The 25,817-nt window shown below is 70.4% G+C and carries 21 protein-coding genes; 10 read left to right on the plus strand and 11 right to left on the minus strand.

What is annotated here, in order from left to right:
• Positions 1 to 32: 32 nt before the first annotated feature.
• Both ACYVO6_RS01220 and ACYVO6_RS01225 read right to left on the minus strand, forming a co-directional pair.
• On the minus strand, positions 33 to 2,792 hold the full coding sequence (locus tag ACYVO6_RS01220; RefSeq protein WP_461056715.1) for a hypothetical protein: 2,760 nt from the start codon (positions 2,790 to 2,792) through the stop codon (positions 33 to 35).
• A gap of 289 nt (positions 2,793 to 3,081) precedes the next feature.
• Positions 3,082 to 3,819 (minus strand): SGNH/GDSL hydrolase family protein, encoded by a 738-nt coding sequence (locus tag ACYVO6_RS01225; protein ID WP_461056495.1) that lies wholly within the window; start codon positions 3,817 to 3,819, stop codon positions 3,082 to 3,084.
• A 107-nt stretch (positions 3,820 to 3,926) separates the two neighbouring features.
• Between ACYVO6_RS01225 and ACYVO6_RS01230 the strand changes: the two genes are divergently transcribed.
• The 6 genes from ACYVO6_RS01230 (at position 3,927) to ACYVO6_RS01255 (ending at position 10,250) form a co-directional block, all read left to right on the plus strand.
• Entirely contained in the window at positions 3,927 to 5,258 is a 1,332-nt protein-coding gene (locus ACYVO6_RS01230; protein WP_461056496.1) for a sensor histidine kinase, read from the plus strand.
• Complete coding sequence (locus tag ACYVO6_RS01235; protein WP_461056497.1) at positions 5,255 to 5,953, plus strand: response regulator; 699 nt, start codon at positions 5,255 to 5,257, stop codon at positions 5,951 to 5,953. Before ACYVO6_RS01230 ends, ACYVO6_RS01235 begins: the two co-directional genes overlap by 4 nt.
• 220 nt (positions 5,954 to 6,173) lie before the next feature.
• A complete protein-coding gene (locus ACYVO6_RS01240) occupies positions 6,174 to 6,611 on the plus strand; it encodes a hypothetical protein (RefSeq protein WP_461056498.1) in 438 nt (145 codons plus the stop codon).
• Positions 6,612 to 6,662: 51 nt separating this feature from the next.
• A complete protein-coding gene (locus tag ACYVO6_RS01245) occupies positions 6,663 to 7,409 on the plus strand; it encodes an ABC transporter ATP-binding protein (RefSeq protein ID WP_461056499.1) in 747 nt (248 codons plus the stop codon).
• On the plus strand, positions 7,406 to 10,027 hold the full coding sequence (locus ACYVO6_RS01250; RefSeq protein WP_461056500.1) for an FtsX-like permease family protein: 2,622 nt from the start codon (positions 7,406 to 7,408) through the stop codon (positions 10,025 to 10,027). The genes ACYVO6_RS01245 and ACYVO6_RS01250 overlap by 4 nt, the downstream gene beginning before the upstream one ends.
• 37 nt (positions 10,028 to 10,064) lie before the next feature.
• On the plus strand, positions 10,065 to 10,250 hold the full coding sequence (locus ACYVO6_RS01255) for a hypothetical protein (RefSeq protein ID WP_461056501.1): 186 nt from the start codon (positions 10,065 to 10,067) through the stop codon (positions 10,248 to 10,250).
• 72 nt (positions 10,251 to 10,322) lie between these two features.
• On the opposite strand, the gene ACYVO6_RS01260 is transcribed toward ACYVO6_RS01255, so the two are convergent.
• Genes ACYVO6_RS01260 through ACYVO6_RS01270 form a run of 3 tightly spaced genes read right to left on the minus strand, consistent with a single transcriptional unit; the run spans position 10,323 to position 13,675 of the window.
• Positions 10,323 to 10,646 carry an SCO4225 family membrane protein gene (locus ACYVO6_RS01260; protein WP_461056502.1) on the minus strand — a complete coding sequence of 108 codons (324 nt, stop codon included), beginning with the start codon at positions 10,644 to 10,646 and terminating at the stop codon, positions 10,323 to 10,325.
• Between the two features lie 30 nt (positions 10,647 to 10,676).
• A complete protein-coding gene (locus ACYVO6_RS01265; RefSeq protein WP_461056503.1) occupies positions 10,677 to 11,357 on the minus strand; it encodes a response regulator in 681 nt (226 codons plus the stop codon).
• The gene (locus tag ACYVO6_RS01270; protein ID WP_461056504.1) at positions 11,354 to 13,675 is read right to left on the minus strand and encodes a sensor histidine kinase; all 2,322 of its coding nucleotides are present in this window, start codon (positions 13,673 to 13,675) and stop codon (positions 11,354 to 11,356) included. The genes ACYVO6_RS01265 and ACYVO6_RS01270 overlap by 4 nt, the downstream gene beginning before the upstream one ends.
• 292 nt (positions 13,676 to 13,967) lie before the next feature.
• Here ACYVO6_RS01270 and ACYVO6_RS01275 point away from each other — a divergent pair, with 292 nt between their 5' ends.
• Both ACYVO6_RS01275 and ACYVO6_RS01280 read left to right on the plus strand, forming a co-directional pair.
• The gene (locus tag ACYVO6_RS01275) at positions 13,968 to 14,417 is read left to right on the plus strand and encodes a DUF5707 domain-containing protein (protein WP_461056505.1); all 450 of its coding nucleotides are present in this window, start codon (positions 13,968 to 13,970) and stop codon (positions 14,415 to 14,417) included.
• Positions 14,418 to 14,875: 458 nt separating this feature from the next.
• Positions 14,876 to 15,151: a hypothetical protein gene (locus ACYVO6_RS01280; protein WP_461056506.1), complete on the plus strand. Its 276-nt coding sequence runs from the start codon at positions 14,876 to 14,878 to the stop codon at positions 15,149 to 15,151.
• 381 nt (positions 15,152 to 15,532) lie between these two features.
• On the opposite strand, the gene ACYVO6_RS01285 is transcribed toward ACYVO6_RS01280, so the two are convergent.
• Positions 15,533 to 16,813, minus strand: a complete 1,281-nt coding sequence (locus ACYVO6_RS01285; protein WP_461056507.1) for a glycoside hydrolase family 10 protein — start codon at positions 16,811 to 16,813, stop codon at positions 15,533 to 15,535.
• Positions 16,814 to 16,979: 166 nt separating this feature from the next.
• Here ACYVO6_RS01285 and ACYVO6_RS01290 point away from each other — a divergent pair, with 166 nt between their 5' ends.
• Both ACYVO6_RS01290 and ACYVO6_RS01295 read left to right on the plus strand, forming a co-directional pair.
• Positions 16,980 to 17,852: a 3-hydroxybutyryl-CoA dehydrogenase gene (locus tag ACYVO6_RS01290; RefSeq protein WP_461056508.1), complete on the plus strand. Its 873-nt coding sequence runs from the start codon at positions 16,980 to 16,982 to the stop codon at positions 17,850 to 17,852.
• 205 nt (positions 17,853 to 18,057) lie between these two features.
• Positions 18,058 to 18,315 (plus strand): hypothetical protein, encoded by a 258-nt coding sequence (locus tag ACYVO6_RS01295; RefSeq protein ID WP_033323455.1) that lies wholly within the window; start codon positions 18,058 to 18,060, stop codon positions 18,313 to 18,315.
• Between the two features lie 22 nt (positions 18,316 to 18,337).
• On the opposite strand, the gene ACYVO6_RS01300 is transcribed toward ACYVO6_RS01295, so the two are convergent.
• The 5 genes from ACYVO6_RS01300 to pheS all read right to left on the minus strand — a co-directional run bounded on the left by ACYVO6_RS01300 (position 18,338) and on the right by pheS (position 25,704).
• On the minus strand, positions 18,338 to 18,883 hold the full coding sequence (locus ACYVO6_RS01300; RefSeq protein WP_165338362.1) for an NUDIX hydrolase: 546 nt from the start codon (positions 18,881 to 18,883) through the stop codon (positions 18,338 to 18,340).
• 120 nt (positions 18,884 to 19,003) lie between these two features.
• A complete protein-coding gene (locus ACYVO6_RS01305) occupies positions 19,004 to 20,344 on the minus strand; it encodes a transcriptional regulator (RefSeq protein ID WP_461056509.1) in 1,341 nt (446 codons plus the stop codon).
• A 286-nt stretch (positions 20,345 to 20,630) separates the two neighbouring features.
• Complete coding sequence (locus ACYVO6_RS01310; RefSeq protein ID WP_461056510.1) at positions 20,631 to 21,860, minus strand: PP2C family protein-serine/threonine phosphatase; 1,230 nt, start codon at positions 21,858 to 21,860, stop codon at positions 20,631 to 20,633.
• 203 nt (positions 21,861 to 22,063) lie between these two features.
• The gene (pheT, locus tag ACYVO6_RS01315; protein ID WP_461056511.1) at positions 22,064 to 24,574 is read right to left on the minus strand and encodes a phenylalanine--tRNA ligase subunit beta; all 2,511 of its coding nucleotides are present in this window, start codon (positions 24,572 to 24,574) and stop codon (positions 22,064 to 22,066) included.
• Positions 24,574 to 25,704 carry a phenylalanine--tRNA ligase subunit alpha gene (pheS, locus tag ACYVO6_RS01320; protein WP_461056512.1) on the minus strand — a complete coding sequence of 377 codons (1,131 nt, stop codon included), beginning with the start codon at positions 25,702 to 25,704 and terminating at the stop codon, positions 24,574 to 24,576. Before pheS ends, pheT begins: the two co-directional genes overlap by 1 nt.
• Between the last annotated feature and the right edge of the window lie 113 nt (positions 25,705 to 25,817).

Here is a 25,817-nt window from a genome sequence, read left to right on the forward strand (position 1 = left end):
CCCCACGTCCCTGAGACCTTGTGATGCACGGCCTACCGCGCGTCCAGCACCGTTCCTGTGAGTACCGGGCCTTCCAGCGGCTCCCACTGCTCGTCCCAGGTGGTCAGCTCGATCCGCAGTGACTCCTCCGGCTCGCTCGCCCCGTCCACGGCGGTGGCTACGCTCACCTCGGTGGTCAGCTGCCCCGCGGGGATCCATACGGGCAGGTAGAACGCTTGCACCTCGGACAGCGGTCGGGAAGGGCTCGGTGACTCGCCGACGTTCTCCTCGAACCAGTCCGGGTCGAGGTCCGTCGTGGACAGTTCGGCGCCGCCGTTGACCGGCACGAAGGCGGTGTCGAACCAGATGTCCGTGTCGGCGACCGCGGACTGTGTGATCCGCCAGGTCAGGCTCTGCCCTTCGGTGACCCGGTCCGCGACCGGCGTCACACTGAACGTGGGCATCGGGTCGTCGTTCTTCACGGCCACGCCGCCGCGGTGGTTGCCGACCACGGCGCCGTGGACCGCCTTCACGAACACGTCATGCGAGGTGCCGTAGTCGAAGCGGGTGTTGCCGTGCACCTCGACGGGCACCTCGATGTCGTCGCTGCCCGGGCGCACCGTCACCACCCGGGACGTGACCTCCTTTGTGGCGGGATCGGCGACGAAGAGCCGGACCTGGCCGCTGCCCTGTCCGGAGACCCGCACCGGCACCCTGTAGTTCCGTACTCCGGAGTCGCCTTCCTCGACCTTCAGCCGGCCGATGTCGACGCGTGGCAGCGTGACGGGCCGGACCGTCGCCATGCCGGGGCTCCAGCCCCAGGCATCCATCAGCCAGGCCTGCCCGGACTGGTTACGGGGGGTCAGTTCCAGCGCCTTCACCCGCTTCAGGTCCAGGCCGGACCTGGCCGCTGCCGTCAGCGGTACGCGTACCTCCCGCCCCCAGTACGAGGCGGTCCGCTCCGTCCCCGGCAGTCCGTCGACGCGGACCTGGCCGAGTGTCGCCCGTCGGCCTGCGGTGTCCGTGAGGGACACGTCCAGCCGGGTGCCGGTGGTGTTCGGCGGCACGATGACCCGCAGGGTCAGTGCCTTGGCTCCGGACACGGAGACCGGCCGGGCGGGCCGGACACTTACCGCGGAACCCGGTGCCGACCAGTCCAGCGCCACGGCGTTGCGGCCCGGTTCCGCAGACGTCTCCCATGGGGCGAAGTGCGGTGACCGACCAGGCCCGTCGGGGTCCAGGCAGGCGGTGGCCGGGTCGGGGTCCACCTGTGCGCAGAGCCGGCCGCCGTCCACCGTGACCGAGGCGTCGCCGTCCGGCAGGAACGCGGCCGTGCGACGGGCGCCGACTGCGTGTGTGAGTACGCGCGCGGGGTCCGCCGACTTCGCTCGCACGCCCGAGCCGTCCAGCAGCGGACGCACCCGGTCGTCCCCCGCGACGAACAGCCGGGCCGCGGCGGCGATGTACGTGGCACCGGCGGCCTGCTGGCGCTCGGCGGTCAGCCGGGTCGCGGTGCCCGGTGCGCAGACCGGGTCCGGCTCCTCCTCGTCGTTCCAGAAGTCGTCGAAGGCCGGTGCTTCGGCCTGCCCTGGTGTCCACTCGGTGTTGAAGAAGTTGTGGTTGGCGCCCACCATGTAGACCGCGCTGTGCAGGGCGGCGCCACGGCTGACGCCGCGTGTGCCGTCGACGTAGATCTCACCCTGCAGATCGGCCACGTCGCCGTCGCAGCCGGGCAGGATCGTCATCGACGGCACCTCGGGAGCCGGGTTCTGCCCGAAGACGGTGGGACCGATGAGGACGGTCCCGCGGATCTTCCAGCGCACCGGTCCTCGGTAACCGTCCTGGTCGGCGGGCGGCTTGGTGAGGCTGTCCATCGCGGCCCGGTTCACGCCCTCGCCGCCCCGCGAGTGTCCGACAAGGAGCACTCGGGACAGGTCGGCCCGTGAGGTGGTCCGTACGATCGCAGGTGCCGAGGCCCGTCCGGCACCCGCCCAGTCCGCCCAGCGGGCGAGGTGCTGCCGTACCAGGGACGAGCGGGCCTGCGCTCCGCCGTCCTCCGCCAAGTAGTCCTGCCCGTTGATGCCGTTGGCGGAGATCGACACCGTCACATAGCCCTGGGACGCCAGCAGTTCCTGGTCATGCAGGTAGCCGCGGTGGCTCGGTATCGGCTTCGATCCGGTGGGGCAGGGCCACGCGCCGAGCGTCTCGCCCTCGTCGCCCTCGCCGCCCTCAGCGGTGAAGCAGGTGGAGTGGCGGCCGTGCAGGAACAGGGCCAGCGGCCGGCGGCCCGGGGCCCCGGTCGGCGCCACCACGGTTCCGCGCATTTCCACCGGGGCGGGGAAGCCGGGCAGTTGCACCGATTTCAGCTCGTACTCGCCGGTGGTCGTCCGGTACGGGCCGGGGACCCCGGGGTCTACGGGGTTGGCCGGCAGCGGGGCCGACGGTTTCACCGGCGCTGTGGAGCGCCGCCGTTGCGGGTCGGCCGCGGCCTCGGATCCGTCGAGGCGGCGCCCACCGGCCCGCACCTGCAATTCCGTCACCGGCCCGAGGCGTACGCCGTCGAGGCTGAGGCTGAACGTACGACGGTCCTCGGCGGCCATGGGCCGGCCGAGGAGCCGGTCTCCGGCGTAGAACTCGACGGCGGCGTCGCCCATGGGCACCGGTGCGGTCGAGTGCCAGGTCAGCTGCTGACCGGAGCCCGTGCCGGTGATCTGCCAACCCGCTGGAAGCCCTCCGTCGGGGTCGGCCGATGGCGCGGACGGTACGGGATCGGCTGCCGGTTGAGCGTGCGCCAATCCTGGCGACCCCACCATCACCGCGCATAACGCCACAGCGGCGACTATTGTGCGCCGGACACGATTCAACGCTCCTCCTCCTGGTTGGCCCTTGTGCCCGGGCATCCCAGTTGTCCCAGGCTTCCCGGGCGCCTCCTACATTTCTGAGAAGAGGACGGGAACCAAGGCCAAAGCGTTGCTCAGCGTTGAGTGCCTACCGCAGGACGGCGGAGCCCGACGGGCCAGTTGCCTGGGCGACGACACGGAGCGGGGCGTCGGCAGTGGCGTGACGGCCCGGGACGGTTCCCCGCCCCAGGCCGCCAAGGGGTCAGCCCCAGGTGGCCTTGAGCTTCGCGGCGTAGCCCTTCGTGTAACCCGCGGCGTTGGGATGGAAGACCGCGGTCGGGTTGGTCAGATCGTTGATCCACGGGTCGGAGCCGCACGCCTCGTGGCCGGTGAACTGCTTCCGCATGTCGAGGAAGCAGACGGGCTCCTTGACCGTCGCGGCCAGGGTGCCCTCGGCCAGGGCGTCGGCCAGGCCGTTCGTGGCGGTGCGCTTGGCGGAGCTGAGGTCGATGGCGCCGCACGATCCGGTCGAGGAGAGCGTCTTCGGGTAGCCGAGGACGAGGATCAGAGCCTTGGGTGCGCGGGCCTTGATGTCGGCGTACAGGACGACGAGCTCCGTCACCAGCTGGTTCTTGGCGTAGTACGACATCCACTGCGTGGCGAACGAGCAGGTGGAGTCGTCCTTGGTGAGGCACGTCTCCACCACCGACGCGAACTGGGCGTCGTTGCCGCCCACCGTGAGGGTGACGAAGTTGGTCGTGGAGCTCAGGGCGGACAGCTGGTTGTTCCGTATGTCCGCGATGGTCGCACCGCTGCAGGTGACGTCCTTCAGCGTGTAACCGGGGTGAACGGCCGCCCACTGGTGCGGGTAGTTGTCCGGGCTCCGCTTGCAGTCGCCGCTGGAGGCGTCGTACGTATCCGCGCCGACTCCGGATGCGTATGAATCCCCCAGAGCCACGTATTCCAGTCCTGTCGCCGCCTGGGCCGGGGTGCTGACCATCGCGGCCATACCAGCGAATGCCATTACGGAGCTGACGACAACTGACGCCAATTTACGCATGAGTTCCTCCTGGGCTGCGGAGTCCGAATCGATGACCCAGGTGAGGGATGAGGATCGTACGCGGTCCGCCGATCGGGCAACTCCGGTTCGTTGCACAGAAATTGTCGGACGGTTGTCGGGAATTGATTTACTTTCAAGAACGCAGCGCGGCGCCATGTCGTAGCCTGTCCGCCATGTTGCGCCGCATACAGGCATTGCCGTGGATACACACGGCGTACGACGTCGCGATCGCGGTGCTGGTGGTCGGCCTGGCCTCGCGCTACACCGATGCGTTTGACCAGCTCATCGGCTGGGCGATGGCCCTGGCACTGGTGTTCCGTCGGCGTCGGCCGATGACGGTGATGGGCCTGGTCTCGGGGCTTGCGCTGGTCCAGTTCGTGCCGACGTCCGAACCGGCCGCGTACGACGTGGCGCTGCTCGTCGCGATGGTTTCGGTGGTGACCCATACCCGGCAGATGTGGCATGCCTACACGGCGGGTGCGGTCGTACTGCTGGGCGTGGCCGTGGCTTTCGGCGGGTTCATCCCTTTCGGCGGGCAGGAGGGCGAGTCCTTCGGCGACATCGTCGCCCTCGGTGGTGTCTGTGCGGCCGTGTGGCTGACCGCCATGGTGCTGCGGACACGTCGGCTGTACGTGGCCAGTCTGGAAGCCCGGGCCGCCACGGCTGAACGGGAGCGTGAGCACCTGGTGCGGCTCGCGGCCGCCGAAGAGCGCGCGGAGATCGCCAGGGAACTGCACGATGTGGTGGCCCACAGTCTGGCCGTGATGATCCTGCAGGCCGACGGGGCCGGCTACGCCCTCAAGTCGGATCCGGACAAGGCGGGTTCGGCGCTGAAGGCGATCGGAGACACGGGGCGTGACGCGCTGGAGGACATGCACCGCATCGTGCGGGTGCTGCGCGGCGGCCGGGGCTCCGGCCAGGGCGAGGCGCAGGATGCGGACGGCGGTCGCCGCCGGGTCTCGCTGGACGACCTGGAGACGGTGGCCGAGCGTGCCCGTGCCGCGGGGCTGAAGGTGGACCTGGCGGTCGAGGGTGAACGGGGCGGGCTGTCGACGGGGGACGAACTGACCGTATTGCGGGTCGTCCAGGAGAGCCTGACCAACGTGCTGCGGCATGCCGGTCCCGGCGCACAGGTCGCGATCACGCTGCGGTTCGACGAGGACGCGGTGCTGATCAGCGTGGTCGACGACGGGGCCGGCAAGCTGGCCGGCGCTGCGATGGCGGCCGAGCGGGTCAGCGGTGGGAACGGGCTGGTGGGCATGCGCGAGCGGGTGGAGGTGTCCGGCGGCAGTTTCACCGCCGGGCCACGTCTGGGCGCGGGGTGGCAGGTCGATGCGGAGCTTCCCATCAAGGAACTTCCGGTGAGGACGGCGGGATGAAGGACGGGGCGAGTGACGGGATGAAGGGTGCGAGTGGGGTGATCCGTGTCGTCGTGGTGGACGACCAGCCGCTGATCCGGGCGGGGTTCGCGATGGTGCTGGCCGCGCAGAGCGACATCGAGGTCGTGGGCGAGGCGGAGAACGGCGCGGACGCCTTGGCGTTGCTGGCCCGCACCGAGGCCGACGTCGTCATCATGGACATCCGTATGCCCGTCATGGACGGGGTGGAGGCGACGCGGCGCCTGGGTCAACTCCCGGACAGGCCCCGGGTGTTGGTGCTCACCACCTTCGACACCGACGAGGATGCCTTCGCCGCGCTGCAGGCCGGAGCGAGCGGCTTCCTGCTGAAGAACACCCCGCCCGAGGAGGTCGTGGCGGCGATCCGTGTCGTGGCGGCCGGCGAGTCCGTCGTCGCCCCGCGCGTCACCCGCCAGCTCCTGGACCGGTTCGCGGGCAAGCTGGCGCCCTCGGCCCGCCATGACGAGCGGCTGGAGACGCTGACCACTCGCGAACGAGAGGTGCTCGGTCTCGTCGCCGAGGGCCTGTCCAACAGCGAGATCGCCTCGCGCCTGTTCATCGCGGAGGCGACCGTGAAGACCCACTTCGGAAAGATCCTCACCAAGCTGGACCTGCGTGACCGCGTGCAGGCCGTCATATTCGCCTACGACACGGGCCTCGCCAGCCCCGCCGACTGACCACTCGTCAGCGACTCCCGCTGTTACGGGGCGGGACTGCGACTGCGGTCGTAGTCCCGCCCTCTGTCTCCGGTTGCAGTTCCGCGGCGCGGAGATCAGGTTCTGAGCCGATGTGCCGCGATGCCCGTTCTTCGAGAATTACCCGTAGCTGATCGACAAACGTCGAGATGCGTCGACGAACGTCGACGAACAGCTTCGGAAGAAATTCTCGGAGGTCATCATGACTGTTTTCGCGCCCACGCGAAACAAGCCCACGCAACGCAACAAGGCAATTCTGTTCGGCGTCATTGCAGCGCTGTTTCTCACGGCGCTCGCGGTCGCGGGCAGCCGCTGGTGGAACGAGCGCAACGAGCCCAGCCAGGCGTCGAAGGCCGACTGCGTGCTGGCGCAGAAACTCGTCGACGAGGCGCAGGAACTCCCCAGCGGCAAGGCAGCCGTCGAAGAGTGGTGGCAGAGCACGGGAGAGCTGCGCAGGTCGCAGATGAAGGACGGACACCTCAGCGCCCAGATCTCCATATACCAAGGGTGGGCGTTTCTGAACGCGAAGGGGGAGGGCACACCCCCGGCGGACCGGGAAGTGGACAAGCTGGCGAAGAAGGCCAACGGCCACTGTGCAGACGCCGGGGTCAAGCTCGCATTTCCTCCGGTCGCGTCCTGACCCGTCGCCGCAAAGGGAATTCACGTCATGGCTATGCCGCACGTAACGGGAATGTCCGCAGCCGCTGGTGAGCACATCGCCGCAGCCGTGGATCTGGTCAAGATCTATCAGCAGGGCGAGACGCAGATCAGGGCCTTGGACGGAGTGACCGTCGGCTTCGCCCGCGCGCAGTTCACGGCCATCGCGGGCCCGTCGGGCTCGGGCAAGTCGACGCTGATGCACTGCCTGGCCGGTCTCGACTCAGCCAGCTCGGGCCAAGTTGTCCTGGACGACACGGAGTTGACTGGTCTGTCCGACCGGGCGCTGACCCGCGTACGGCGGGACAAGGTCGGCTTCGTCTTCCAGGCGTTCAACCTGCTGCCCCAGCTGACCGCTCTGGAGAACATCGCGCTGCCTGTCACCATGTCCGGCCAGCGCCTGGATCACGACCTGCTCGACCACCTCGTCGGTGTGCTGGGCATCGGCGACCGGATGTCCCACCGGCCCGGTGAACTGTCCGGCGGCCAGCAGCAGCGCGTGGCGCTGGCCCGGGCCCTGGTGGCCCGGCCCGCCGTGGTCTTCGCCGACGAGCCCACCGGCAACCTGGACTCGCGGTCGGGCACGGAGGTACTCGACTTCCTGCGCCGCTCCGTGCGCGACCTCGGCCAGACCGTGGTCATGGTGACGCACGACCCGCGAGCCGCCGCCTACGCCGACCGCGTGCTCGTCCTCGCCGACGGACGCATCGTCGACGATGTCGACGCGGCGGCCGGCGCCGATGTCACACAGGCCATGCAGACCGTGGGGAGGGCCCGATGAACGCCCCCCGGCACGTGAACACCCCCTGGCGCGCGAGCGTCCTGGGATCGCAGCTGGCCGAACTGCTGCGGCGGCCCGGCCGGTTGGTGACGACCGGACTGTCGGTCCTGGTGGCCGCCTTCGTGGTCTTCGCCACCGTCATGGCCCAGCAGATCACCACCAACACCGCCCTCGACCGCTTCCGCGGCACACCCGAAGCCGTAAGCCTGGTCGCGACCGCCGGCGACGAGTCGGCCACCAACATCAGCGATGCCACGCTGGAGCGGATCCGCGCGTTGCCCGGTGCGGCCGAGGCCGTCGGCCGCCTGGACACCGGCGCACCGATCGCCGGTCCGCTCGAGCGCTGGCTGCAGCTCCACTCCGACCCCGGCACCGGGCCGCTGTCCCAAGTCAAGCTCGTCAAGGGGAGCTATCCCGAGGGCGCCGGCCAGATCGCGGTCAACCGCCGGGCCGCCGAAGAACTGGAGCTCGCCCCCGGCACCCGCACGACCCTGCTCCTCCCCGACCCCAAGGACCCGGAAAAGACCGTCAAGTTCACCGTCGCCGTCACCGGCGTGGTGAAGAGCACCGCGACAGCCGAGCAGCAGGCCGGCGGTTACGCCACCGACGCGTACCTCTCGCGCTTCGCGGAGCTGCCGGGCTATCCGCGCGTGGACATCCGGGCCAAGAACGGTGTCCCGGAGGACGAGCTGGCCCAGCAGGTGCGCGCCGTGCTCGGCAAGGCGTCCTCCGGCGCGTCCGCGTCGCTCACGTCCGGCGACACTGTCCGCGCCCAGGAGGCACGCGAGGCCGTGAGCGGCGACCTCAGTGAGCTCTTCCTGCTCATCTCCGTGTTCCTCGCCGTGGCCGTGGGAGCCGCTGCCCTGGTCGCCACCTCGACGTTCCGTATCGTCTTCGCGCAACGGCTGCGGCAGCTGGCACTCCTGCGCGCCATCGGCGCCCCGCAGCCCCGGCTGGTGACCGCGCTCGCCGTCGAGGGCGCCGTGGTGGGCGCGGTCGCGGGCTCGCTCGGTGTGCTGACGGCACTGGGCGCCGGACACCTCGCCCCGTCGGCCGCCCGCCTCCTCGTCGTGGGACAGGAGCTGTCCGCACCGGGTTTCCCCGTGCTGTACGCCGTGCTGGTGATCATAGGAACGATGCTGGTGACGGTCGGTGCGGTCCTCGCCCCGGCCCTCTCGGCAGCCGGGGTGTCCCCGCTCCAGGCACTGCGCGCCGCCGGCACCGTCACGGGCGAACACCGCATCCACCCCGCCCGGCTCGCTGCCGGAGTCCTCCTCGCCGCCGCGGCCACGGGGCTCGCCGCTGTGCTCCTCGACCAACTGCCCCAGCCCGGCCAGGAGAACTCCGACAGCGACTTCGCCATGCTGGTCACCGTCGCCTCGGCAGGCCTCGCCTTCCTGGCGCTCATCACCCTGGGCCCGCTCCTGGTCCGCCCCGTCCTTTCCGTGGCCGGCTGGCCGCTGCGCCGACTGGGCACCAGCGGCAGACTGGCCGTCAGCGGCGTCGGAGGCACGCCGCGCCGTGCCGCGGCCGTCTCCGTCGTCGTCGCCCTCGGAGTCGCCCTGGTCTCCGGCGCCCTCGTCGGCGTCGCCTCTCTCAACGGCTACACGGAACGCACCGCCGCCGTCGAAACTCCCGCCGACTTCCGGGTGACGGCCGACGGCCAGGGCCTGGACGCCACCGTCGTACGACAATTCGCCGCGTCCCCCCAGCTCACCCATGTCACCAGCTACCGCACCCGCCAAGTCACCGTCGGCCCCGAGGAGTTGCGCAAGGAGTTCGAGGTGTCGGACCTGGATCCGGACGCCCTGCCCACCGGCAAGTACATCGACACCGCCACCGGCACCCTCGACGACCTGGACCAGGGCAGCGCGGTCGTCGCATCCGAGCTGGCCGACCTCCTCGGAGTACGGGCGGGCGACACCCTCACCCTCACCCTCCCGTCCCGCCGCGGCAACATCGAGCTGACCGTCGCCGCCACGCTGCCCGGTCAGGGCCCGCTCCTCGCGGACGTACTCGTCGTACCCGCCGACCTCGACCGGATGGGTGCCGCCAAGAATGCGAGCGGCATCCTCGCCGACGCCGCCGCCGAGGGCCTCGCCGCCCGGGGCGAAGCGCACCGGGCGCTGGAGACCACGATCCTCGACCACGTCTCGAACCCCGACGACGTCAGCGTGAGCGTCCTGGCCGACGACCGGGACAGCAACCAGGACGCGATCGGAATGATGGGCACCATCGCACTCGGGCTCGTCGCCCTGACCGTCCTCATCGCCGTCGTCGGCGTCACCGCCACCACCAGCCTGACCGCGATCGAACGCACCCGTGAGTTCGGGCTGTTGCGCGCGCTGGGGCTGGGCGACGGCGCACTGCGCCGGACCATCACCATGGAGGCCGGCCTGTACGGAGTCCTCGGCGGCGTCCTCGGCCTGGCCCTCGGCATCCCCTACGCCTGGCTCTTCGTCCGCATCCTCGTCGCCGAGGCCCCCCTGCGACTGCCCGGAGGACAACTGCTGGCCGTCTTCACCGGCTTGGCCGCCCTCACCGCCCTCGCCGGCCTCCTCCCCGCATGCCGCGCCGCGCGCATCACCCCGATGACCGCACTGGGCAGCACCGAATGAACACAGAAACACAGCAACACCGGAACAGGAGAAAGTGATGGGCATCGGGTGGCTGCTCGCGTTGCTCGAAGTGGTGGTGGGCCTGGCGGCCGCCGTCCTGGCGTACACGGTGGCGCGCTCCCGGATCGGCATCCGCAGAGCGCTGCTCACCGCCGGCGGCTCCTACCTGGCGGTCGTCGCCGGCGTCGCGGTCCTCATCTACGGCAGCCTCGAAACGATGTGACGGTGTGCGTCGTAAAAGTGCCGACTGCCTCCTGGCGCAGTCGGATGAGCAGCCTCCTGCAGGTGCCGGGGCTCAGGACGCCGGGTCCGGGCTGTTGCCGCGGCGCAGTGCGCGGGCGCACCAGCCGATGATCGCGGCGTTGACCAGCGCCCCGAGAACGACGGCCGCGACGAGCATCACGGCGCCGTCCGGGAGTACGAGCAGCACGAGGCTGGCCGGGGCGGTGGCGAGGAGTGGGATGACGCCCGCCATGGACTCGCCCGAGCTGTCGCCCGCGGTCACCACGAGCGCCCACACGAGCAGGACGGCACAGACCACGAGGTAGACGAGGCCAACGACGCCGACGGCGTCGCGCAGACGGCGGGCGACGGATCGGCCGGAACCGGTATCGGTCACGGGGATGGCTCCTTGGTTGCGTTGCGGTGGTCAGAGGTGGGCGCCGGGCGGATTCGGGCGGGCGAGGCCGAGGTCGTACGCGAGGATCGTCGCCTGTACGCGGTCGCGCAGGCCGAGTTTGCGGAGCAGCGCGTTCACGTGGGACTTCACGGTGCCTACGGTGATGCCGAGTTGCTCGGCGATCTCCGCGTTGGTGAGGCCGGACGCGACCAGGGTGAGGACGCCCCGTTGGCTGCCGGTCAGGCTGTCCAGCTCGGGGGAGCTCCCGGCCGGGACCGCGGCGGGTGGTCCGGACGCGTAGTGGCCGATGAGGCGGCGGGTCGCGGACGGGGCGAGCACGCTCTCGCCGGCCGCCACCACCCGGATGCCCCGCAGCAGTTCGGAGGGATGTACGTCCTTGAGGAGGAAGCCCGAGGCGCCGGCGCGCAGCGCGTCGAAGACGTACGCGTCGAGGTCGAAGGTGGTCAGGACGAGGACACGGGGCGCGTCCTGGCGGCCGGTGATGATGCGGGTGGCGGCGATGCCGTCCAGTTCGGGCATGCGTACGTCCATGACGACCACGTCGGGTGCCAGCTCTTCGGCGAGCCGTACCGCGGCGGCGCCGTCGGCGGCCTCGCCGACGACCGTCATGTCCTCCTCGGCGTCGATCACGGCGGCGAACCCCGCCCGTACGATGCCCTGGTCGTCGACGACCAGCACGTTGAGGCTCATCGTTGTCTCTCCTCGTTGTCCGGCGTGACTGCGAGTGGCAGCCGGAGGCGGACGGTGCCCTGCGGGCCGGTGGTCAGGGTGCCGCCGAGTGCCGAGACCCGCGTGGTCAGCCGCTCCCGTACGGCGGGGTCGGCGGCGCGGGGCACCCCGGTGGCCGTGAGCGTCAACGTACCGCCGTCCGCGTCGAGTTCGAGCACCGCGGGTTCCTCGCCGCCGGCCGCTAGCACCGTCTCGGCGGCGTGGTAGGCGGCCAGATCGACAGCGGTGGGCAGCCGTTCCGGTACGCGATCGGTCAGCCGTATCTCGATGTCGCGGCCGGTGGCCCGAAGTTGGTGGGCGAGCAGGTCGAGCGCCTGGAGGGTGGGCTGCGGCCGCAGCTCGAGCCCTGTCTCGCCCTCCCGGACCGCATCGAGCAGGGCGCGCATCGCGGCCAGGGCCTCGCGGGCGCGTTCGGCGGTCACGTCGAGCCGGCCCGCCTCCGCCTGAGCGACCATGTCGGCGGTGCGGGAGAGGACGGTGGTCTCCAGGCCGGCGGCGATCCGGCGGCGCTCGGCCCACGCGTCCCGGACGGCCTCCTCGGTCCAGGCGGCGAGGCGTTCGTTCTGCGTGCCCCGGGCAACCCGGTCACGCCGCCCGCGCAGGGCTCCGGCCCAGCGGACCGCGCCGACCGCCAGGGACGCCCCGGCCGTCGCCGACGCGGCGACCGCCCAGACGGGGACCGTCGTGCCCCGGTCCAGGACAGCTGCCGTCGCGGCCGCCGCGTGCGCTGCCACGGCGGCGACCGGGAGGGCCGGCAGGGAAAGGCGCGGGCGGTCTTCGGCGAGAGACGGACCGACTGCCGTACGGGCGGCGTCCGCCGCAAGCGCCGCGCAGGTGGCCAGCAGGCTCAGCGCAGGGGGCAGGACCACCGGACCGGTGTAGTCGCCCGTGGCCATCGCCACCGGCCAGAGCAGGGCCAGACCGAACAGGACTCCATGGGCCGCGCGGGGCGCACGGCGCAGCCACAAAAGTGCGACCACCTGCGCCGCGGCCAGCAGCGCGAAGAGCACGCCCGCGGACACCCGCGTACCGCTCGACGCGTCCTCCGCCCGGATGACCAGCGCCGGGAGCAGCGGCTGTACGACCAGGCCGACGGCGGCCGTCAGCTGCGCCAGGCGGTAGCTCCGCGGGACGGACCGCTCCACCGGGGTGGCGGTCCGACCGGGCAGGACCGCGCGCACCTCCCAACCGCCTTCCGCCGTCGGGCCGGTGGTGAGGCTGCCGCCCACCTCCCGGGCCCGCGACCTCAGGAAGCCCTGGCCGCGACCGCCCCCGAGCCCCGCACCGTGCGCCGCCGCACCGGCCGGCGGTACCGCGCTCGTCACCACGACGTCCGTGCGAGTGTCGCCGTACCGGACCCGCACCCTCGTATGCGCACCAGGGGCGTGCCGTGCCACGTTGGTCAGCGCCTCGCGCACGATGCCGTACGCCGCGTCCGCGACGGCGCCGTCCGGCAGAGAGTCGATCTCGCAGTCCACCTGCTGGTCCAGGCGCCGGAACCCCGCGACCAGGTCCAGCAGCCGTTGCTCCGGTGACGGCACGTCCTCGCGGGAGGGAGCCGGTGCTCGTACCGCGCCGAGCGCGCGGGTGACCTCGCGGCCGGTCTCGACCGCGAACTCCAGTGCGTCTTCGGCCAGTTCGGGACGACGTTCGCGCAGCCCGAGGGCCGCCCCCGCCGTGACCACCACGGCTGTCAGATGGTGAGCGCTGACGTCGTGCAACTCCCTTTCCATACGGCGCCGTTCGACCGCCGGGAGCCGGTGGCGCTCGGACTCGGCCCGCTTCAGCAGCTGTTCGGCCGCTTTCCGCGCGCGACTTCTCCGCCGTACGAGGAGGCCGGCGCCGCACACGGCGGCGTACAGCACCGCGGTCAGAACGAGGTCGAGTCCATTGCGGTCGCTGAGCCCGTGCAGGCTGATGCCCTGCAGGAGCTGCCAGGCGGCGAGCGACACCACGCACAACACGGCGGTGAAGGCGTCGCGTTCGGTCGCCACGGTGAACAGGGCCTGCGCGACACCCGCGGTGCCGAGTACCGCCATCGCCCCGGCGGGCAGCGGCCCGGCGCCCAGCGCACAGGCAGCGGCGACCACGACGAGGGTGGCCACCGGGCGGACACGGCGGAGGGCGAGTGCGGCCGTCACCACTCCGGCGACCAGGGCCGCCACGAGAAGGGCGGACGCGGGCGGGACGGCCCCGCGCACCAGCGTCGCCCCGGGCCACACCACGGCCTGGGCGCAGATCAGCAGGACCGGGAGCAGCCGGTCGTCGGTTCGGTTCATGACGGATTTCATGGCGGATCAAGGCTATGGCCGCAGGTGAGCGGCCCGACTCCGGCTGGAGGCGGATTCCGGTCTCTTACCTGGGTTGCAGAGTCTCTACCTGCGGTTCGAGGCGCCAATCGTCCCGCAGCGCGAGGACGGCGCCATGCCCTGGGCCATAGGCTCGATCACATCGAGAACGCGGTCGGCCACCGCTTCTACGACCACTTCCAAGACCGCGTACTACCAGCGGTTCTTCCACGCTTTTCCGCGTATCCAAGCCAACTCTCCAACGAACTCAGGGGGATCTCCCATGTCCAAGCGCATTCTCTTCTCGTCGCTCATCGGCGCCGTCGCCCTCGGCGGAGTGGCCGCCGGCGGCCTCGCCCTGGCCTCGGCCCCCACGGAGCCGACCCTGGAGCACGGCTCGGCCCGCTACGCGGCTCCGTCCGACGGCAGCGCGGGCTCGCTCACTTTCACCGCGGACGTGAGCGACGACTCGGGCATCCGGGACCTCAAAGTCCTTGCGTGGCCCGCGAGTTCGAAGCTCGACCCGACCGAGGCGGAGCTTCGCTCGGCGGAGAGCGCCAAGTGCCGGAGCACCTCGGACGAGACCACCCGCTGCACCTACACGCTGAAGGTCACGAAGCGGGAGGCGGCCGAACTGGCCAAGGGCACATGGTACGTCTCGGCACTGGCGACGGCCGAGGACGGGGACACGACGTTCGTGCCCCGCGCCGCCACCTTCGACGTCGCACGCTGACCCGCCGGTCGAACCCCCAGGTCGGACCTGGGGGTTCGACCGGTTACGGCGTTGCAGGAGGTGTTGCTGCGGAACACCGAAATGCCGCCGCCGAAGTCGATGCTGCGCTCGGTGTTGTCGATGTGACGTTGTCCGACACCATCATCGTGCCGGAGTCGCTGCTCCAGGTGAACCCGTGCTTGCCGTTGCCGTAGGCGATGCCGGCGATTCGCGGCGCGCCCCACGGCCGTCTTGAAGCAAGCCCTGCTCGGTGATCTGGGTCAATGACCTCCTGCAGGCAACTGATTGATCACAACCACGCTTGGATCACTGCGGGGCCGCGACACCGGCTGCGGCACCTCGCCGCGTGGTCGCCGGAAGCAACCCTTCCGGGCGTGCGGCGGTCTTACCGGGCGTCGTGTTCAGAGGGTCAGCCTCTGTCGACTCGTACTGGTAACCGACTGGAAAGGGCGCAGTCCATGGAGCTCGATCCCGACTTCTGCCTGGACGTTCCGCAGGGTTTCGACGACACAGATGCTGAGACTCAGGTCCATCCCATGGCCAGGAAGCTGTTCCCCGCAACAACTGCCGCGGAAGCCTTCAGGAAAGCCCATGAGTGGGTGGGGGAACACAAAGTCTTCCTGGCAGCTGTCTCATGGGACTTCATGCACGACGAAGAGGAGCCCTACATGTTGAGCATCTATTTCACGTTCGAGCTGGAACCCGAAGACGCTACAAAGCGGACCCGGTCTTGATCACAACTGAAGACAGTCTCTAGAGATCTTTAACGGTGCGGGTTACGCACCGTACAGCGCTGTAGGGAAGGTGACCCCGCCCCGGGACTTTCACCCATCGCGTCGTCCGTGCGAAGAATGAACCTGCCTGCCTGACTCAGCCAGTCGGCGGGCATTGAGCCCGGCTGCTCTGCAGGGTCTCCCGGGGACTTGGTCCCTTGCCTTTTGACTGCGACCCTGATGAAGCCACCGCCAGCCCCTCTACGCGGCAGCGGGGCGGCCGCCGCTCATCCGGGGCAGCCGCAGGGTGGGGGAACAATAGGCCCGGTATCTGGGCCTGTTCCCACTCAGGATGCCGGCTCAGGATCTCCGTGAGCACCCCGTAGGTGGCCTGCCCCTCAATCATCGGGGCGTCCGCGCCGACCGCTGGTAGTGGTCGGCAACCACCCGGGCCACGGCCCCGATCTTGTCCTCCCCGACCTCCCTGGCCGCGAAGAACACCTGACCCCGCACCTCTGGGTGCTCCTTGCCGAGGGTGAGGTGTCGGGACAGTTCGGCCGGGTCCTGCCAGGCCGCGGGCTGTGCCGGGTCGCCCGCCTTGTAGAGGGCCTCCCCGATGTAGAGCCGTGTCCCCGACCCCCTCGCGGCCTCTGCCCACCAGGGCAGAAGGACTGCATAGTTGGCGGGAACCTCCTGGTCAAGCGGGTGTGCCGACCAATACAGCTGCGGACAGATGTAGTCGATCCAGCCCTCGCGCACCCATTTCCTGGTGTCGGCGTACAGATCGTCGTACGTCTGCACGCCGGCCTGGGTGTCCGAGCCGAGCGAGTCCGTGGCGGCGTTGCGCCACACTCCGAACGGGCTGATCCCGAACTGCGTGCCCGGCCGGATCTTCTTGACACGGGCCGCCGTCTCGCGCACCAGTTTGTCGATGTTGTCCCGCCGCCAGGCCGCCCGGTCCTCGAAGTCGCCGCCGTACTCCTCGTACGCCGCGTCGTCGTCGAAGACCGCGCCCTCGACCGGGTACGGGTAGAAGTAGTCGTCCCAGTGCACGGCGTCGACGGCGTACTTCTTCACCGCGTCGAGCATCGCGTCCTGGACGAAGGCGCGGACCTCGGGCAGCCCCGGGTTGTAGTAGAGCTTCCCGCCGTACGGCACGACCCAGTCGGGGTGCTCGCGGGCGGGGTGGGAGGCGACCAGCTTGGTGGGGTCGGCGTGGTTGGCGATGCGGTACGGGTTGAACCAGGCGTGCAGTTCCAGACCCCGCGCGTGCGCTTCCTCGACGGCGGTGCCGAGGGGGTCCCAGCCGGGGTCCTCGCCCTGGACGCCGGTGAGGTACTGCGACCAGGGCTCGTACGGCGAGGGCCACAGGGCGTCGGCGGTGGGGCGCACCTGGAAGATCACCGCGTTGAGGCGGCAGCGTACGGCCATGTCGAGATGCGCGAGCAGTTCGGAGCGCTGCTCGGCGGCGGTCAGCCCGGTCTTGGACGGCCAGTCGCGGTTGGTGACGGTCGACAGCCACATGCCGCGCAGCTCACCGGAGTCGGCGCGGCGCCGGGCCTCGGCCTTCTCGTTCTCGTCCGTCTCGTCGCCGGTCGTCGCGCCCCAGGCCACCGCGCCTCCGGTGGCCGTGAGTCCGGCCAGCATCGCTCCCGCGAACGCCCTACGTGTCACTCGCCCCATGGGTTTCCCCCCATACGCACCGGATCGGCCTGGTCACGTATCGCTTCCGGGCAGACAGCATGCCGCACCCGGACGATCGATCATCGGGCCCCCGAGAGTAACGTTCCCGGATGGAGCAGGCGCCCCCGGGGTCCTGCCACCCCCATGGACCAGCGAAAGGGACGATGTGACGGACACCTTCGGAGACATCTCACGTGTCGGAGTGGTGGGCTGCGGTCAGATGGGAGCGGGCATCGCCGAGGTGTGCGCCCGTGCCGGGCTCGATGTGATGGTCGCCGAGACCACCGGCGAGGCCTTGGAGATCGGCCGGACCCGGCTCTACAACTCGCTCTCCAAAGCCGCCGAGCGCGGCAAGATCTCCGAGGAGGAGCTGGCTGCCACACAGGCGCGGCTCACCTTCACCACCGATCTGGGCGAGTTCGCCGACCGCGACCTGGTGATCGAGGCCGTCGTCGAGAACGAGCAGGTGAAGACGGAGATCTTCCAGGTGCTCGACCAGGTGGTGACCCGTCAGGACGCGATCCTGGCCTCCAACACCTCCTCCATCCCGCTGGTGAAGCTCGCCGTCGCCACCTCGCGTCCCGACCAGGTCATCGGCATCCACTTCTTCAACCCGGCCCCCGTGCAGAAGCTGGTCGAGCTGATCCCGGCGCTCACCACCTCCGAGGTCACGATCGGCCGGGCGCAGTCGCTGGTCGAGAAGATCCTGGGCAAGCACTCGATCCGGGCCCAGGACCGCTCGGGTTTCGTGGTCAACGCCCTGCTGATCCCGTATCTGCTGTCCGCCATAAGGATGTTCGAGTCGGGCATCGCGAGCCGCGAGGACATCGACAACGGCATGGAGATGGGCTGCGCCCACCCGATGGGCCCGCTCAAGCTGACCGACCTGATCGGCCTGGACACGGTCGCGTCGGTGGCGTACTCGATGTACGAGGAGTACAAGGAACCGCTGTACGCCGCTCCCCCACTGCTCCAGCGCATGGTGGACGCGGGCCGCCTGGGCCGGAAGTCGGGCTCGGGCTTCTACACCTACGCCTAGCGGCATCCTCGTACCGACCACGGTCCGTACGTCTCAGGCCGACGGGCCCGGCCCTCTTCCGAGCGCCGGGCCCGCGCCATTCACACACCGTGTGCGCACCGAGCCCGCATATGCCCCTCGCACACGCTCCCCAGGTGCCCACCAGGGCGGGTTGACTTTCCGTGCGCACGTAAGGGATGTGACGACTACTGAAAGGAGCGGACTCGTGACCGCCGACCCGGAGCATCCCGTGGTCCATGGAGAACTCGCAGAGTTACGCCGTCGCCTCGATGTGGCGCATGCCCGCGTCGAGGGAGGACAGGCTCTGCTCAGTCATCGCGCCGAACAGACCGCCAAGGATCTCGACGACCTCAGCGCACGCGTCGTCGCACTGGAACACACCCGCTGGCCACTGCGCGCAGTCGCGGTCGTCACGGCCGTGGGCGCACTCGCCGTGGCGGTCTGGCAGGCTCTGGGCCACTAGGTCCCAGGACGCGGTGGGGGGATCAGGGCAAAGCGTCCTGCCCGAGCCTGAGATGGTGCAGGAGGAGCAGCGCGGCTGCCATATTGGCGGCCGGGACCTCTCCGCGGGCGACCATGTCGGGGACGAGCTTGAGTGGAACCCATTCCCGACGGTCCGACTCGAAGTCGTCCACGGGGTGTCCGATGTACGCGCCTTCGTCGGCCCAGTAGATGTGGTGCCGGGCGTCGGTGAGCCCGTTGGAGGGCTCGACGCTCATCAGATGGCGCAGGGGTCCCGGCCGCCACCCGGTCTCCTCCTCCAATTCACGGGCCGCCGCGACGGCGATGTCCTCGCCGTCCTCGACGACGCCCGCCGCGAGCTCCCACCCCCAGCTGTCGGTGATGAAGCGGTGCCGCCACAGCAACAGCACCTCGTTGGCCTCGTTCACCACGGTGGCCACGGCGACGGGCCGCAGCCGTATCAGGAAGTGGTCGAGGTGCCGACCGTCCGGCAGCTCCACATCCGCGAGATTGACGCTGAACCAGCGGTTTGCATACACAGTTTGTTCGTTCTGTTTCGTCCACTGCACGGTTCTGCCACCTTCCGCCGAGTAGATGGCAATATCGCAGCAGGAGCGTCTTCACAGCAGACTCATGGTGGTCCGCCGGCGGTCCGCTCGCGGCGGTAGGCGCAGTGCCCGGGGCTCTGCCTACAGCGGTACGCGCAGTGCCCCGGCGATGAGTTCGGCGGCCTCGGACGTCCCCGCGCAGTCACTGGCCACCAGGTGCTCGCGTACCGCCCGCAGTCTGTCGCGCAGCCGCTGGGACTCCATTCCCCGCGCCTGCTCGGCCATTTCGACCGCGGTGACCACCGCCTTGTCCGCATTGCCCTGGCGCAGCTCTATCTGACTGAGCATGGCGAGCCGGTGCACCCGGCCCCGGTCGTGCGCCGGAGTGTCCACGGCAGCCGCGGCATGCTCCTGCGCGGCGGTCAGGTCACCGAGGCTCAACAGCGCCTCCGCCACCTGTACGTTGACCAGGCCCGGCTGGACATAGCCGGTCTCGTCCGGCTCGTAACCGCGCCGGATGTGTTCGGCGGCCGACTCCGCACGCCGTATGCAGGACAGGGCGCTGCTGCCGTCGCCGAGGTGTGCGTACGCCTTGGCCTGCATCGCGTAGAGGTCGGAGGCGAGCGCCGGTGTGATGTGCCGCCCCGCGGCGCGCAGCGCGGCCTCGGCGAAGGCGACGGCCTGCCGGTGCTCGCGCATGAACAACGACTGGTTGACCAGCAGGGCGATGACATACGCGCCAAGTCCCCGGTCACCGCTGGCCTTTGCGAGCCTGAGCGCCTGGTGGAAGTAGCGCTGGGCGAGGCCGTGCGCATCGGAGTCGTACGCGCAGATGCCCGCGATCGCCACCAACCCCCCTGTCGCGCGGTGGAGTTGGCGGCCGGTGGCGTCGGTGTAGCTGCCTCTGAGGAGCGGCGCGGTCTCGGAGTTGAGGAACCCGACGATACGGCTGCGGGTCGCGATGCCGCCGGTCTTGCGGTACATCTGCTCGTAGTGGGCGCGGGCGGCGCGCAGCATCTCGATGTCGGCCATGCTCACGCGCTGCCTGCCTCCGCGCGAGACGTCCGTGTCCTCGGGAGGGTTCTCCCATTCCCATACGGGCATCACGGCAGGCGTTCCGGTGACGGCGGGGGCGCCGAGGATGTGCGGGCGCTGCTGTTCGTCGGAGCGCCACAGGGCGGTGGCCCGTTCGACGAACCCGGAGAGGGTCGTGCCGTGCGGAGAGGCCGACTCGCCGGGTACGCCGAGGCCGATGTCGTCGAGTGTGACGGGCCGCTGCAAGCGCGTGGCGAGCACCTCGCAGATCAGGTCGGGCACCTGGCCGCGCGGGCGCTGGCCCTTCAACCACCGTGCTACGGCGGTGTGTTCGTAACGGAGCGCGAGGCCACGGCTCCTCCCCGCCTGGTTCACATGGGCGGCGAGTCCCGCGTGGGATATCCCGGCCTCGTCGAGAATCGCGTCGAGCAGAGTGTTGGGCTGCATGAAGGCCCTCCGGGTGGCTCGGTGCGGACAGAGTAGTGCGTTCGTCTTCACACGGGGTGTGAACGGAGTGCTCGAATCCGCGCTGTGCGCGCGCTGTTGCGGAGAGTTTCCGGCCGGTTGACTGAACTGCCTCGCAAAGAGGCCGGCCGGGCCGCCGGCTCCCCCTCGTACAGTACGGTGGCCCGTCTTCGCGCCGCCCGCCCAGCTGCCTGCCCGACACTCCGTGGCTGGGGCGGGCGGCGCCTTTCGCTCCGCTGGGTTGGGCAGGGCGACTAAGCAGCGGGGGCTACGGGTGGTTTGTCGGCTGCGGGTGCGTCGTGGCTTGTCGCGCAGTTCCCCGCGCCCCTAAAGGGGCGCCTAATGCTGGGCGGTCGTTGCGAAGTACCAGTATCGCGATGTCGTCCGACGTGCTTCCGCCGGTGTGGCGTTGGAGGCCGGTGAAGACGTCACGCAACACGTCCCTCGGGGAGACAGGATCTGCCTTGGCGGCCTCGGTCAACGCGGCTGGCAGCGGGAAGAAGTGGCCGGTGCTGTCCCGTGCGTCCTCTGCGCCGTCCGTGTAGAGGAACAGGGCGTCGCCGGGCTGAAGTTGGCCGCAGTCGGTGGGCGGCAGTTCGGCAGGGAGTGGGAACAGGCCGAGCGGGGGCAGGGGTTCGGCGCGGGCGAGGAGTTCCGCGCGGCCTGCGCGCAGCAGATACGGCCAGGGATGACCGCAGTTGAGGGCGTGCACCTTGCCGTCGTGGCGGATTTCCAGCAGCAGTACGGTCACGAAGTCCTCGGCGATCGGGCTCTGGGGATCCGTATCGGAGACCGACGGGTGTTCATGGCGGGACCGTTCCCGAAGGTGGCGTTCCAGAGCACGCTCCAGACGGCGCAGCACACTGGCGAACTCGGCCTCGTCATGGGCCGCCTCACGGAAGCTGCCCAGCAGCGACGCGACCGTTCCGATCGCCGCCAGGCCGTGGCCCCGTACATCTCCCATGACCACCCGCACCCCGTGTGCCGTAGCCATCACCTCGTACAGATCGCCGCCCACCACGGCGCCCCGGCTCGCGGACAACTGCCCGGCGGCCAGGGCGAGTCCGTCGAGTCGCGGCGGCAGCGGGCGGAGCACCACGGCCTGGGCGGCGTCGGCGACGGCGCGGGCGCTTTCGAGTTCGCGCAGCAGCCGGGCGCGGCGTCCGGCCGTGAGATAGCTGGCGATGACGACGGCGAGGATGGCCGCGAACGTGCCGCACCGGGTGCCTATGCTCTCGTCCCGGCCCGCCGAGCCGATCGGGACGAGCGCGAAGACCGCGCACACGCCGCCCAGCAGTACGCACGAGCGGCGGCCCGTGCCGGCGCAGGCGATGGCCGGGGCGGCGGCGAGGAGCTGGATCAGCTGGGCCCCGGTGGGGTGGAGGACCTCCCACAGGACGACGGTGACGACCCAGAGACCCGGCAGGACGAGAACGAGTGTCCGCCACGCACGGGAGGCACCGACGCGCGCGCCGCCCCGAGCGATGGTACGGATCATGCCGACGGACCCCCAGACTGCGATACGGCGGTCGCGGGGCCTTCCCTGGTCGGCGCTCGTGGACGGCCGATCGACCGGATCGATTCTGTCGACGTCCATACCCGAATGGCCCGTTGGCACCGAATTCTCACCCGAATGAGTGAGGGGCCCCTCCGTGGCTTCGGATGGGCCCCTCGTCGCAGGTCAGCGGGCATGTGCCGGAGTCACGCCCCGCGCAGCACCGCCCCCGTGCGCTCGCCCGCGAGGGTGATCGCCGCGTCGCGGGCGGCCGAGGCCTCCTCGACGGTGAGCGTGCGGTCGTCGGCGCGGAAGCGCAGCGCGTACGCCAGGGACTTTTTGCCTTCGCCGAGCTGCTCGCTCTCGTAGACGTCGAACAGCCGGATGGACTCGAGGAGTTCACCGGCGCCCTCGCGCAGCGCGGCCTCCACGTCGGCCGCCGGGGCGTCCCGGGAGACGACCAGCGCGACGTCCTGCGTGGCGACCGGGAAGGCAGAGATACGCGGCGCCTGAAGGGCGCCGGTGCCCGCCTGCTCCAGGAGGTCGAGCTCGACCTCCATGGCGCAGCTGCGCTCCGGAAGGTGCAGCGCCTTGATGACCCGCGGGTGCAGCTCACCGGCGTGACCGACGAGGGTCTCCTCGCCGTCCACCGCGACATACAGCGCGGCGCAGCGGCCCGGGTGCCAGGGAGCGTGCTGATCGCTGCGCACGGTCAGCTCGACACCGGCCTCGCGAGCGACGGTACGAGCCGCCTCGACGGCGTCCGCCCAGTCCGCCGGACGGCCCTTGCCCCACCAGCCGGCCTGCTCGCGGGCGCCCGCGAGGACGACGGCGACGCGACGCGGCTGGCGCGGCAGCGCGGAGTTGACTCCGGCGACCTCCTCGTCGGTGGGACGCCGGTCGACGGAGAGGCGCTCGGCCTTGTGTTCCTGGCCGGTCGGCCGGAAGACCAGGCCCGTCTCGAAGAGCGCCAGGTCGTGCGAGCCCCGGCCGTCGTTGCGCCGCAGCGCGCCGAGCAGCCCCGGCAGCAGAGTCGTGCGCATCGCCGGCTCTTCGTCGGAGAGCGGGTTGACCAGCTTGACCAAGGTGCGGCGCGGGTCGTCGGCCTCCAGGCCGAGCTGGTCGAGGACCTCGGTCCCGATGAACGGGTAGTTCAGCGCCTCGACGTAACCCGCACCGGCCAGCGCACGCCCGACCCGCCGGTGCAGCCGCTGCCGGTCGGTCAGGCCCAGACCCGCCGGGGGCTTGGGCAGGGTCGAGGGCAGGTTCTCGTAGCCCTCGAGCCGAATGACCTCTTCGGCCAGGTCGTTCGGGTCGGTCAGGTCGGGCCGCCAGGACGGCACGGTGACGGTCAGCCGGTCCTGCCCGTAGACGTCGCAGCCGACCTGCTGGAGACGGCGTACGACGGTCTCGCGGCCGTACGCGACGCCCGCAACCTTGTCCGGGTGGTCGGCCGGGATGCTGATGGTGCGCGGCGCCGAGGGCGCGATGACCTCGGTGACGCCGGCCTCGGCGGTGCCGCCCGCGAGGAGCACGAGCAGGTCGACGGTCCGCTGGGCCGCGGCGGACGCGGCCAGCGGGTCGACGCCGCGCTCGAAGCGCTTGGACGCCTCGGAGGCCAGCTTGTGGCGGCGGGCCGTACGCGCGATGGAGACCGGGTCGAAGTGGGCGGCCTCGATGACGACTTCGGTGGTACCGGCCTCGTCCTCGTGGTCCGCGATCTCCGTGTTGGCGCCGCCCATGACGCCCGCGAGGCCGATCGGCCCGCGGTCGTCGGTGATCAGCAGGTCCTCGGCGTCCAGCGTGCGCACGACGCCGTCGAGCGTGGTGAGCTTCTCGCCCGGCTCGGCGCGGCGCACACCGATCGCGCCCTGGACGAGGTTGCGGTCGTAGGCGTGCAGCGGCTGGCCGAGCTCCATCATCACGTAGTTGGTGATGTCGACGGTCAGTGAGATCGGGCGCATGCCGACCTTCTGCAGGCGGCGCTTGAGCCAGATCGGGGAGCGCGCCTCCGGGTCGAGGCCGGTGACCGTACGTGCGGTGAAGCGGTCGCAGCCGAGCGGGTCGGACACCTCGACCGGGTAGCCGAATTCGTTCGGCGCCGGTACGTCGAGCAGGGCCGGGTCGCGCAGCGGCACCCCATACGCGATGGCGGCCTCGCGGGCGACACCGCGCAGCGAGAGGCAGTAGCCGCGGTCGGGTGTGACCGCGATGTCGAGGACCTCGTCGACGAGTTCGAGCAGTTCGATCGCGTCGGTGCCGACCTCGTGCTGCGGCGGCAGCACGATGATGCCCTTGCTTCCGTCGTCGCCCATGCCCAGCTCGTCGCTGGAGCAGATCATGCCGTGCGAGGTCCTGCCGTACGTCTTGCGCGCGGAGATCTCGAAGCCGCCGGGCAGCACGGCGCCCGGCAGGACCACGACGACCTTGTCGCCGACGGCGAAGTTGCGGGCGCCGCAGATGAGCTCCTGGGGCTCGCCGGTGCCGTTGGCCTGACCGACGTCGACGGTGCAGAAGCGGATCGGCTTCTTGAACTCCGTCAGCTCCTCGATGGTCAGCACCTGGCCGACGACGAGCGGCCCCTTGAGGCCGTCGCCGAGCTGCTCGACGGTCTCGACCTCGAGACCGGCGGCGATGAGCTTGGCCTGGACGTCGCGCCCGGTCTGAGTCGCCGGCAGGTCGACGTACTCCCGCAGCCAAGAAAGCGGGACCCGCATCAGATCTCCATCCCGAACGGCCGGGTGAACCGGACGTCACCCTCGACCATGTCTCGCATGTCTTCGACGTTGTGGCGGAACATCAGCATCCGCTCGATCCCGAACCCGAAGGCGAACCCGCTGTACTTCTCCGGGTCCACACCGCAGGCGGTCAGCACCCGCGGGTTGACCATTCCGCAGCCGCCGAGCTCGATCCAGCCCTCGCTGGAGCAGGTGCGGCAGGGGCGGTCGGGGTTGCCGACGGACTCGCCCTTGCAGACGTAGCAGAGCATGTCCATCTCGGCGGACGGCTCGGTGAACGGGAAGTAGTTCGGGCGCAGCCGCGTCTTCATGTCGGCGCCGAAGAGCGACTGGACCATGTGGTCGAGGGTGCCCTTGAGGTCGGCCATGGTCAGGCCCTCGTCGACGGCCAGCAGCTCGATCTGGTGGAAGACGGGGGTGTGCGTGGCGTCCAGCTCGTCCGTGCGGAACACCCGGCCGGGGCAGACGACGTAGACCGGCGGCTCGCGGTCGAGCATGGCGCGGGCCTGCACGGGCGAGGTGTGGGTCCGGAGTACGACTCCGGACTCGCCGTCGCTGTCAGCACCCTTGGGGCCCTGGACGAAGAACGTGTCCTGCATCTGCCGGGCCGGATGGTCCGGGCCGAAGTTCAAGGCGTCGAAGTTGAACCACTCGGCCTCGACCTCGGGGCCCTCCGCGATCTCGTATCCCATGGACACGAAGACGTCCGCGACCCGCTCCATCATGGTCGTCAGCGGGTGCCGGGCGCCGGCCGGGACGCGGTCGTACGGCAGCGTGACGTCCACGGCCTCCTCGACCAGCACCCGGGCGTCACGCTCGGCCTCCAGCTCTGTCTGGCGGGCGGCGAGCCCCTTGTTCACGGCGCCGCGGGCCTGGCCGACACGCTTGCCGGCGTCGGCCTTGGCGTGCGGGGGCAGGGCGCCGATCTCGCGGTTGGCGAGCGCCAGCGGCGAGGTGGGGCCGGTGTGGGCGACCTTGGCCTCATGGAGTGCGTCGAGGGAGTCCGCGGCGGCGAAGGCGGCGAGCGCCTCGTCCCGCATGCGCTCGATCTGTTCCGGTTTCAGTGCCTCGACCTCTACAGGGTCGTACGACTTGTTCGGTGCCGACATCTCTTCCCGTGCTTCCGGTTGGCTGGCTGAAGGTCCCCGTCTACGACTCGGAGACGAATCGTCTCTGACTTCGGACGCAAGGTGCCAAAGGCCGAGTCTAACGGGGGTGAGGG

The sequence above is a fragment of the Streptomyces pseudoechinosporeus genome (genome assembly GCF_054783935.1).